This is a genomic window from Streptomyces sp. NP-1717, from assembly GCF_022695985.1.
Taxonomy (GTDB): Bacteria; Actinomycetota; Actinomycetes; order Streptomycetales; family Streptomycetaceae; genus Streptomyces.
The window spans coordinates 17,415-28,190 of sequence record NZ_JAAPBF010000084.1 but is presented as its reverse complement, the minus strand read 5'-3'; the positions used below and the strand labels follow the sequence as shown (position 1 = coordinate 28,190).

General features: G+C 66.5%; 6 protein-coding genes. 1 reads left to right on the top strand and 5 read right to left on the bottom strand.

Annotated features, from left to right (window positions below; genetic code table 11):
* Nucleotides 1-93: 93 nt before the first annotated feature.
* The 5 genes from GXP76_RS18540 to ngcE all read right to left on the bottom strand — a co-directional run bounded on the left by GXP76_RS18540 (nt 94) and on the right by ngcE (nt 6,254).
* Entirely contained in the window at nt 94-1,206 is a 1,113-nt protein-coding gene (locus GXP76_RS18540) for a substrate-binding domain-containing protein (protein WP_242572661.1), read from the bottom strand.
* A gap of 121 nt (nt 1,207-1,327) precedes the next feature.
* On the bottom strand, nt 1,328-2,527 hold the full coding sequence (locus GXP76_RS18535) for an ROK family transcriptional regulator (RefSeq protein ID WP_242572660.1): 1,200 nt from the start codon (nt 2,525-2,527) through the stop codon (nt 1,328-1,330).
* Between the two features lie 377 nt (nt 2,528-2,904).
* Nucleotides 2,905-3,828, bottom strand: coding sequence for a carbohydrate ABC transporter permease (locus GXP76_RS18530; protein ID WP_242572659.1), 924 nt, complete (start codon nt 3,826-3,828; stop codon nt 2,905-2,907).
* Nucleotides 3,828-4,757 (bottom strand): carbohydrate ABC transporter permease, encoded by a 930-nt coding sequence (locus GXP76_RS18525; RefSeq protein ID WP_242572658.1) that lies wholly within the window; start codon nt 4,755-4,757, stop codon nt 3,828-3,830. The genes GXP76_RS18530 and GXP76_RS18525 overlap by 1 nt, the downstream gene beginning before the upstream one ends.
* Nucleotides 4,758-4,805: 48 nt before the next feature.
* A complete protein-coding gene (gene ngcE, locus GXP76_RS18520) occupies nt 4,806-6,254 on the bottom strand; it encodes an N-acetylglucosamine/diacetylchitobiose ABC transporter substrate-binding protein (protein ID WP_147875157.1) in 1,449 nt (482 codons plus the stop codon).
* Nucleotides 6,255-6,912: 658 nt separating this feature from the next.
* On the opposite strand from ngcE, the gene GXP76_RS18515 reads away from it, so the two are divergent.
* Nucleotides 6,913-10,755, top strand: a complete 3,843-nt coding sequence (locus GXP76_RS18515) for a GH92 family glycosyl hydrolase (protein ID WP_242572657.1) — start codon at nt 6,913-6,915, stop codon at nt 10,753-10,755.
* Nucleotides 10,756-10,776 lie beyond the last annotated feature (21 nt).

Sequence of the window (10,776 nt, the reverse complement as noted above, 5' to 3'; positions counted from 1 at the left end):
TGGTCCGTCCGGCGCCCCGCCCGGTAGCGGGACAGTTGAGGGGCGGGGCGCCGGACAGGCTTCAGGGCGGGTTTCCGCGGTCGGACCGGTCGGCTACTTGAGGCCGATGGCGTCGCACTTGGACTTGAACTTCGCGGTGCAGATCTCGTCGACGGTGTAGATGCCGTCCTTGATCACCGTGTCGTTGATGTTGTCCTGGGTCAGCGAGACGACCGGGACGAGGACCGACGGGATGCCCTTGGTGGTGGCGCTGTCGAGCTCCGTCTTGGCGATCGAGTCCAGGGACTCGCCCTTGGCGACCTTCACGGCCATCTCGGCGGCGACGGCGGCCTCGGCCGGGTACGGCTTGTAGACGCTCATGAACTGCTCACCGGCGACGATGCGCTGCACACCGGCGAGTTCGGCGTCCTGGCCGGTGACCGGCGGGAGCGGGCTGATGCCGGCGCCCTTGAGCGCGGTGATGATGCCGCCCGCCATGCCGTCGTTGGCGGAGTAGACGCCGACGATCTTGTCCTTGCCCAGGGCCGAGATCGCGCCTTCCATGTTGGCGTTGGCGTTCTCCGGCTTCCACTCCTTGGTGTCGTACTCCTTGCCGATCGTCACCTTGCCGTCGAGGACGGACTTGGCGCCCTGCTTGAAGAGCTTGGCGTTCGGGTCGGTGATCGCGCCGTTCATCATCACGATGTCACCGTCCTTCGCCTTCGGGCCCAGCTCGTCCAGAAGCGCCTGGCCCTGGACGCGGCCGACCTCTTCGTTGTCGAAGGAGACGTAGCCGTCGATCGGGCCCTCGGCGAGGCGGTCGAAGGCGATGACCGGGATGCCGGCCTCCTTGGCCTTCTTGACCGAGCCCGCGATGGCCTTGGAGTCGACGGCGTCCACGATCAGGGCGTCGACCTTGTTGGTGACCATCGTGTCGGCCTGCTGGTTCTGCGCCGACGCGTCCTGCTTGGCGTTGGCGTAGACGACCTTGCCGGTGCCGTCGGTCAGTTCGCTGACCCGCTTCTCGATCAGCGGCTTGTCGAACTTCTCGTAGCGCGCGGTCTGGTTCTCGGGAAGGAGCAGACCAATGGTGAGCGGGCCGTCCTTCTTCTTCGACGACTCCTTCGCCGAATCGCCGGACTCCTTGGCGCTTCCACAGGCGGCGAGCGAGACGGCCATAGCGGTGGCGGCGGCGGCCACGGCAGCACGTCGGAGATGTGCGTTCACTTCAGAAACCTCCCTGACGAGGCCGCGACGTTGCGGCCGAGGTGGCTGGAAGTCAACTCCGCCTCGGACGCAGCGTCAAGGAGTAAATCCTTAACGAGATGACAACGGTGCCATTCGTTATCTAAGTGAAGACAGGCGAGCCGACGGGCAGCGTGCTCTCAAGTAGGGTCGAATCGCCCATTTCGCTCAGTACGAGTGCGAGGGCGCCCAGCACTTCGGCGCGTCCGCCGAGGGCTCCCGGGAGCACCGAGAGCTGTCTGGCCGCACTCGGGATCGCGTACCGGGACACCGACTCCCTTATCGGCGCGAGGACCAGCTCCCCAGCCTCCGCCAAATCACCGCCGAGCACCACCCGGCTGGGGTTGAGCAGGTTGCAGAGGTTCGCGACGCCGCTGCCGATGTGGCGCCCCACGTCGGCGACCACCCGGCGGCAGCCCGGATCGCCCTCCCTGGCCAGCTGTACGACGCGCTCCATGGTCAGATCGCGGCCGTGGCTGGACCTGAGCAGCGGCAGTACGTAGCGGGCCGCGGTGAAGGTCTCCATGCAGCCCCTGTTGCCGCAGCGGCAGACGGGGCCCGACTCGTCGAGCGTGATGTGCCCGATCTCACCCGCCGTACCGCCCGGCCCCCGGTAGATCTGGCCCTCTATGACCAGGCCGGCGCCGACACCGCTGGCGACCTTGATGTACGCGAGGTCCTTCACGCCCCGGCCGCTCCCCCAGACCAGCTCGCCGAGGGCCCCCAGGTTGGCGTCGTTGTCCACGTACACCGGCACGCCGAGCCGGCCCGCCAGTTCCTCGCCCGGGTTGATCCCCGTCCAGCCCGGCAGGATCGAGGTGGAGCCGAGCGTGCCGGAGACGACGTCGATCGGGCCCGGCACCCCCAGACCCACGCCGATGACCTTCTGGCGGCCGATCCCGGTGGCCTCGATCAGCCTCTCCACCAGCTCCTCGGCCCGGCCGAAGCCGTACGCCGAGGAGGCGTCGACGTCGAGCGGTTCGGACTCCTCGGCGAGCACCTGGTGGGCCAGATTGCCGACCGCCACCCGCAGGTGCGTATGGCCGAAGTCGACGCCGATGACGATGCCCGCGTCACCGCTGAGCGAGACGCTGCGGGCCCTGCGGCCGCCGGCCGAGGTGGGCGTCACCTCGACGGTGCCGCCCTCCCTGAGCTCGCGGACGATGTTGGAGACCGTGGCCGCCGACAGTCCGGTGCTCCGGGCGATCTCCGCCTGGGTGAGCGAGCCGGCCATGCGCACCGCGCGCACGACCCGCTCCAGATTCGCCCGGTGCAGAGACGACTGCGACCCTGGAGTCTCCACAACTGATCCACTCCTGCCCTTGGCAGGCGGCACGACCACCGCCCCCGGCCGGGGTCGCGCCTGTGAAACCCCGACGTATCTCCAACTTGTGAACTCTAAGCTCAGCCTTTGGGGCCGCTTCCCGTCAAGACCTTGAGCAGTGCAGGACTCGGATGAGCACCGTTCTTACGCATCTGACCTGCGAACATCACGGATTTGGCGAATTCCATAGGGGTCCGGTGGCGAAAAACAGCCCTTGAGCTCGGGATGGATACCGAACGAACCCCGTCGCGGGGTCCCCGCGCACGGCGAACCGCCCCCCGGCGGGAGGCCGGAGGGCGGTTCGGTGAAGCGGTGGGACCCGAGGGGCGGCGCGGCCACTCGCGGCGACGGATCGGCTACTTGAGCGCTCCCGCCGTCAGACCCGCGACGACCTGACGCTGGAAGATGATGTAGGCGGCCAGCACCGGCAGCATCGCCATCACCAGTCCGGCGAACAGCCCGGAGTAGTCGCCCTTGTAGCCCTGGCTGACCGCGAGCTGCACCAGGCCCTGCGAGAGCACCTTCTTCTCCGGGTCGGTGTTGAGCACCGTCGGCAGCATGTACTGGTTCCACTGGCCGAGGAAGTTGAAGATGCCCACGCTGATCAGACCCGGCTTGGCCATCGGCAGCATGATCTGGAAGAACGTCCTGGTGTGCGAGGCGCCGTCGATGATCGCCGCCTCCGCCACCGACGTCGGCAGCGTCCTGAAGAAGGACGACAGGAAGAACACCGTGAACGGCAGCGAGTAGGCGATGTACACCAGGATCAGACCGTGCGTGGTGTTCAGCAGCCCCATGTTGTTCATGACGAAGAACAGCGGGACCAGCGCCAGAATGATCGGGAAGCTCATCCCTCCGATGAAGAGGAAGTAGACGAAGCGGTTCCCGGGGAAGTCGAAGCGCGCCAGGACGTACGCCGCCATGGAGCCGAGCACCAGGGTGCCGATCAGCGAACCCCCCACCACCAGGATGGTGTTGAGGAAGTAGTCGCTCATGTGCGCCTGGGTCCAGGCCCGCGACCAGTTCTCGAAGTGGAGCTTGTCCGGCAGCGCCCACGGCGAGCTGAAGATGGAGTTGTCGTCCTTGAAGGAGGACATCACCGCCCACAGCAGCGGCAGGACGACCAGCAGCGCCCAGATGACCAGCACGCCGTGCGAGAAGACGTTGAGGACGGTGCCCTCGCGCTTGTCCTTCTCCCGCGGGGCGTTCACCTTGCTCACCGGCGGCCGGTCGCGCGGCTCCCCGTCCTGTGCGGCGGGAGGTGTGTCAGTGGTCTTCATCAGAACTCCAGCCGCTCGCGCCGGCCCAGCTTCGTCACGACTGCCGCGAAGGACAGCGTCACCACGAGCAGAGCGACACCGATCGTTGTGGCATAACCGGCCTGGGCGTCCCTGAAGGCCGTTTGGTAGACGTACAGCGGCAGGACCGTCGTCGAGTAGTCGGGTCCGCCACCGCCCGGCCCCACGGTCATGATCTGTACGACCGCGAACGCCTCGGCGCCGAGCGCCAGGATGCCCATGTAGATCCAGCCCGCCTGCACGGTGTCCCAGAGCAGCGGAAGCGTGATCTTGAAGAAGGTCGTGAACCGGTCCGCGCCGTCGAGCAGCGCCGCCTCGTAGTAGTCCTTGGGAATGGAGGCCATTCCGGCGGAGAAGAGGACGACGAAGAAGCCGACGGTGCTCCAGATCAGGACCGCCATCACGCACCAGAGCGCGAGATCCGGGTCACCCAGCCAGAGCGGCTGGATGTTGTCCAGACCCACCGCGGACAGTGCCGCGTTGATCGCGCCGCTCTCCGGGTTGTAGGCGAACTGGAAAAGCAGGGCGACGATCGCGATGGAGAGGACCTGCGGGAAGAAATACGCGATTTTGTAGAAACCCGAACCGCGCACACCCGTGATCGTCGCGCCTTTCCGCTGCCGCCCGCCGACATTGATCATGAAGGCGAGGAACAGGGCGAGGGCGAGCGTCACCAGCGGCAGCAGCAGCACGAACAGCACACTGTGCTGCAACGACTTCCAGAAGATGTCGTCCTCGAACATCTTCGTGTAGTTGTCGAAGCCCACCATCTTGAAGTCGGAACTCAGCCCCGTCCAGTCCGTGAACGAGTAGTAGATGGACTGGATGAACGGCCATATGACGAAGATCGCGTACAACGCCAAGGGGGTGATCAAGAACCCCACGATGAACCGGTATTTACCGTGCTGCATGGATCCGACCCCGATCTGTGTGCGGATGCCGCCGCTGGTGACGCCTGCTCACTGGTGCTTGTAGTGCTTGATGGACTGGTCCTTCGCGGCGGCATCCGCGTAGCCCTGGATCTTCTTGATGGTCTCGGCGGGGGTGGCGCGCCCGGCCATCATCTCGCCGAGGCCGGCGACACCGATCTGCTCCTTCTGGAGCTTGACGTACCAGTCCTGGATACGCGGGTTGACGACGTTCTCGCCCGCCTTCTCCAGAGTGGCGACGGCCGACTTGAGGCCCGGCGTCAGCTCGATGCCGTCCGTGCCGCCGTTGAGGGCGGTCAGCGACTTCACCTGCGAGGTGAAGTTCTTCGACGACTCCTCGCTGAGCATGATGCGCAGCAACTCCATGCCGCCCTGCGGGTTCTTGGCCTTCTGCGGGACGATGAAGGGCTCACCGCCGGACGCCCAGAGGGTACCGAACGGCAGCTTGTCGGAGGCGTCCATGCTGGACGGCGCGCCGACGGCGAGGTTGAAGTCGGCAGGCATGGTCTTGGCCGCCTCGTTCTCCACCCACGAACCGTTCGGGATGAAGAGCGCCTTGCCCTTGCTCCACGCGGTCTGCGACTGGATGTGGTCCAGGCCGGGGGTGCCCTGGAGGATGTAGCCCTTCTTGAAGAGCTCGTAGTACGCCTCGAAGGCCGTCTTGACCGCCGGGTCCTTCCAGGCGTTCGGCTCCAGGTTGTCGATCTTGTCGAGGACCTCGACGCCACCGATCTTGGCGATCAGCGGGTAGAGCGAGAACGGGATGTAGTACGGGTGCTTGCCCGCGTACGTCCAGCCGGCGATGCCCTTCTTCTTCGCCTTGGCACAGAGCGCGAGCATGTCGTCCCACGTCTCGGGGTACGTCGCGTCGAGGTTCTCCAGGGCCTTCTGCGAGTACCAGACGCCGTACACCGTGTAGGCGTAGTACATGATCCAGACGGGGTCGCCGTCGAACTGGCCCATCTCGACGATGCCGGGGCGCAGGGTGTCGCGGACCTTCTTGGCCGGGTCGTCGTACGACGGGGCGTCCATCAGCGCGGTGAGGTCGGTGAGCTGCTTCTTGCCGACCAGGACGCCCATGTCCATCTGCTCGGCGCCGGAGTTGTCGATCAGGTCCGGCGGGGTGCCGCCGTTGAACCTCGGCTGGAGCGTGGACTGGATCTTCTCGGTGGCCGCGTGCTTGACCTTCGGGGCCTTCGGGAAAGCCTCGTTGTACCGCTTCTCCGCGTCGATGGCGTACTGCTCGCCGAAGCCGCCGTTGAAGATGACGACGTCGAGCTGTGCCGTCTCGTTGGCTCCGAGGGGGTTCTTCGCCGAGGTCTTGCCCTTCTCGACCTTCTCGTCGCCGCCGCTGTCGCTGCTCGCGCAGGACGCCAGGAAACTCATCGTCGGCACGGTGATCAGGCCGACGGCGGCCGAACGCTTGATCAGATCGCGACGGCCAAGGCCCTCATTGCTGTGAGCGGAGGTGGATCCCATGCTCAAGTCCTCGCCTTCTCCAGGACTCAGGCGGTGTACCGGTCGCCCGTCCTTCTCGCCTGAGGCAGAAGGGCCCCGCCACCGCGGTCAAATGAAGCTGGGTCGTGCAGGATTGTGGTGCTGATTGCCGTGCGCGTTGTCGTACATGTTGCTGGGCGTTGTACGTGAAGCGTGGTGCGTGATTACAGCAGGGACGGCCTGAATCGTTGGCGGCGGGGTGCGTCGTGACACCCAACCGTCCCCCGTCTCCCGGTCCTTCGCCGCTCGAAACCCGGCGAGGCGGACGCCGACAGGTATAGTCCACTTCAGGTCGACTGAGCAAGATCGAAAGCAGGTTTGGGCGGCAGTCTTTCCCTAGTTGAGACCTGGGGAGGGTTTCGGAAGCCCCATGCGGCATCCGTACGGATCTCGCCGCATTTTCCGGATCGCGCGCACGCGATATCCGGACCACTCGCGCGCTCTCGGCGCGACACCCGGGCACTGTCGGCGGCGGCCACTTGTGTGCACATTCCACGAATCACTTCGGGCAGAATGGCCGGTTCTCGCCATCTCACTTTGGCAACACCCTTGACACCTTGCACCTCTTGTACCACTACTTAACCCGCGCATCATTTTTGACAACGTTGTCCATCATGCTTCCGGAAGAGGAAGGCTCGGGATGCAGCGCACACCAAGACCCCGGCTCACGCAGCGCCGCAACGCCGCTCTGCTGGCTGTGTCTTCACTGCTCGTCGTCACCGCACACTCGGCGGCCGTAGCACAGCCCGCCAAGGCCGATGCCGCCAAGGACTCGTTCGCGTCGTCCTTCGAGGAGGGCGACACACAGCCCGACTGGCGCAATACGGTCGATACCGGGCCGGACGGCGAGAAGCGGTCCTCCGGCGTGAACGGCGAGTTCAACGCCGGCATCCCGGGCAATGTCACCGACCGGGTCGTGGAGCTGCGCGCCAGTGGCGAGAACGCGAACTCCGGTGAGGGCAAGGAGAACCTGGTCGACGTCCAGTCGACCACGAAGTGGCTGGCCTTCGAGCCGACCGCCTGGGTCGAGTTCGACCTGGACACGCCCGTCAAGGTCCTGACCTACGCGCTGACCTCGGCGAACGACCACGCCGAGCGCGACCCGAAGGACTGGACGCTCAAGGGATCGGCGGACGGGAAGGACTGGAAGACCCTCGATACCCGAGTGGACCAGACCTTCGGAGAACGATTCCAGACAAAGTCCTACGACTTCGACAATTCCACCGAGTACGCGCACTACCGGCTGGAGATCACGAAGAACAACGGCGCCGGCGACGCCACCCAGCTCGCCGACGTCCAGTTCTCCGACGGCGACACCACCACGCCGCCGCCGGCCGACATGCGCAGCCAGGTCGACGGCGGCCCCGGCGGCTCCCCCACGGCCAAGTCCAACGCCGGATTCACCGGCAAGCGCGCGCTGGAGTACGCCGGTTCGCACAAGCCGGAAGGCCGCGGTTACTCGTACAACAAGGTCTTCGACGTCAACACGCCCGTGCGCGCGAACACGGAGCTGTCGTACAAGATCTATCCCGCGATGCCGGAGACCGACCTCAACTACCCGGCCACGAACGTCTCGGTGGACCTCGCCTTCACCGACGGCACCTACCTGAGCGACCTCAAGGCCGTGGACTCGCACGGCGGCCTGCTGTCGCCGCAGGGCCAGGGCGCCGCGAAGCGGCTGTACGTGAACCAGTGGAACGCCGTCGCCTCCCGGATCGGCTCCGTCGCCGCCGGCAAGACGGTGGACCGGATACTCGTCGCGTACGACTCCCCCAAGGGCCCGGCGAAGTTCCAGGGCTGGGTGGACGACATAGCGCTCGCGGTGAAGGCGCCCGAGAAGCGTCTCGCGCACCTCTCGGACTACGCGTCCACCACGCGCGGCACCAACTCCAGCGGCTCCTTCTCGCGCGGCAACACCTTCCCGGCCACGGCCGTACCGCACGGCTTCAACTTCTGGACGCCGGTGACGAACGCAGGGTCCACGAGCTGGCTGTACGAGTACGCGCGCGGCAACAACGGCGACAACCTCCCCACCCTCCAGGCGCTGTCGGCGAGTCATGAGCCGAGCCCGTGGATGGGCGACCGGCAGACCTTCCAGCTGATGCCGTCGGCGGCCGGCGGCACACCGGACGCGTCGCGCTCGGCGCGCGCGCTGCCGTTCCGCCACGAGAACGAGATCGCCAAGCCGCACTACTACGGCGTGACGTTCGAGAACGGTCTCAAGGCGGAGGTCACGCCGACGGACCACGCGGCGGCGATGCGGTTCACGTATCCCGGTGACGACGCGAGCGTCGTCCTCGACAACATCACCAACGCGGGCGGGCTGACCCTCGACGCCGAGAACCGGTCCTTCACCGGCTACTCCGACGTCAGGAGCGGTCTGTCGGCGGGCGCCACCCGGCTGTTCGTGTACGGCGTCTTCGACTCCGCGGTCACCGGCAGCGGCAAGCTGCCGGGCGGTGGCGGCAAGGACGTCACCGGCTATCTGCGCTTCGACGCGGGCCAGGACCGCACGGTCAACCTGCGGATCGCGACGTCGCTGATCAGCGTCGACCAGGCGAAGAAGAACCTGGCGGACGAGCTGCCGGCCGACCTCGGCTTCGAGCGGGTCAAGAAGAACGCGCAGCGGGCCTGGGACGACATCCTGGGGAAGGTGGAGGTCGAGGGAGCGAACAAGGACCAGCTCACGACGCTCTACTCCAGCCTCTACCGCCTCTACCTGTATCCCAACTCCGGTTTCGAGAACACGGGTACGAAGAAGAAGCCGAGGCAGCAGTACGCGAGCCCCTTCGTACCGAAGATGGGGACCGACTCCCCCACGCACACGGGCGCGAAGATCGTCACGGGTGAGGTGTACGTCAACAACGGCTTCTGGGACACCTACCGGACGACGTGGCCCGCGTACTCCTTCCTGACGCCGAAGAAGGCCGGGGAGCTGGTGGACGGTTTCGTCCAGCAGTACAAGGACGGCGGCTGGATCTCCCGCTGGTCCTCCCCCGGCTACGCCGACCTGATGACCGGCACCAGTTCGGACGTGGCGTTCGCGGACGCCTATGTGAAGGGCGTCGACTTCGACGCGAAGGCGGCGTACGAGGCGGCGCTGAAGAACGCGACGGTGAAGCCGCCGAGCGCGGGTGTGGGCCGCAAGGGGATGGAGACCTCGCCGTTCCTCGGCTACGCCTCCACGGAGACCCATGAGGGCCTGTCGTGGTCGCTGGAGGGCTACCTCAACGACTACGGCATAGCGAAGATGGGCGAGAAGCTCTACAAGGAGACGGGCAAGAAGCGGTACAAGGAGGAGTCCGAGTACTTCCTCAACCGCGCGCAGAGCTACGTCTCGCTCTTCGACAAGGAGGCGGACTTCTTCCAGGGCCGCGATCTGAAGGGCGACTGGCGGGTCCCGAGCGACAAGTACGACCCGCGGGTGTGGGGTTACGACTACACCGAGACGAACGGCTGGGGCTACGCCTTCACGGCGGCGCAGGACTCGCGCGGCCTCGCCAACCTCTACGGAGGGCGGGCCGGTCTCGGCGACAAGCTGGACGAGTACTTCGCGACGCCCGAGACCGCGGGCGCGGAGTTCGTGGGCTCGTACGGCGGCGTCATCCACGAGATGACGGAGGCGCGGGACGTCCGGATGGGCATGTACGGCCACTCGAACCAGGTCGCGCACCACGCCACGTACATGTACAACGCGGCCTCGCAGCCCTGGAAGACGCAGGAGAAGGTCCGCGAGGTGCTCGGCCGCCTCTACACCGGCAGCGAGATCGGGCAGGGCTACCACGGCGACGAGGACAACGGCGAGCAGTCGGCCTGGTACCTCTTCTCCGCGATGGGCTTCTACCCGCTGGTGATGGGCAGCGGGGAGTACGCGGTGGGCTCACCGCTGTTCACGAAGACGACGGTGCACCTGGAGAACGGCAAGAAGCTGGTCGTCTCCGCGCCGAAGAACAGCGACAAGAACATCTACGTGCAGGGCCTGAAGGTCAACGGCAAGGCGTGGAACTCCACGGCACTGCCGCACGACCTGCTCGCCAAGGGCGGCACGCTGGAGTTCGACATGGGCGCGAAGCCGTCCGCGTGGGGCTCCGGCAAGGACGCGGCGCCGGTGTCGATCGCGAAGGACGACAAGGCGCCGTCGCCGCGCGGTGACGCGCTGACCGGCGCGGGCGCGCTCTTCGACAACTCGTCGAAGACGGCCGGCCCGGCGGCGGGCGAGGTGGAGCTGCCGGTCTCCTCGGCGACGAAGGCGGTCCAGTACACGCTGACGTCGTCCACGGCGGAGAAGTCGCCGGACGCCTGGGAGTTGCAGGGCTCGGCGGACGGCGAGAGCTGGAAGACGCTCGACAAGCGCTCCGGCCAGACCTTCGACTGGGACCAGCAGACGCGGGCGTTCACGGTGGCGTCGCCGGGGTCGTACGCGAAGTACCGGCTGGTGACGGAGGGTCAGCCCGAGCTGTCGGAGGTGGAGTTGCTGCGATAGCCGGGTGAGCCGGAGATTCCC